The following is a 262-nucleotide window of genomic DNA, read 5'->3' on the forward strand; positions in this document are numbered from 1 at the left end:
AGGTACATCTGGACCGCATCGCCGGTGTAGCGGCTCTTGAGGTCTCCCTCCAGGACCTCCTCCACCACCTGGACGTCCTCGTCCTCCTCGGTCCTCTCGGGCAGAAAGCCCGAGTCTACTATCTCCACCCCCTGCTCGCGCAGCAGGCCGTAGACCTGCTGTATCTCCTCGGTGGAGAGGTCCACCTCCTGCAGGAGGTCCAGCACCTCGCCGGATTCCAGGACCCCGGCCTCCTGTCCGGCTTCAAAGAGCTCCCTTACCT

Annotated in this window: 1 protein-coding gene; it reads right to left on the minus strand. The window is 64.1% G+C overall.

What is annotated here, in order from left to right; all coding sequences use genetic code 11:
* Positions 1–262, minus strand: a 262-nt coding sequence (locus KMS84_RS40275) for an RNA polymerase sigma factor region1.1 domain-containing protein (protein ID WP_256921613.1), incomplete at both ends; no start/stop codon positions are given.

Source organism: Streptomyces hilarionis (genome assembly GCF_024539675.1).
Lineage (GTDB): Bacteria > Actinomycetota > Actinomycetes > Streptomycetales > Streptomycetaceae > Streptomyces > Streptomyces hilarionis.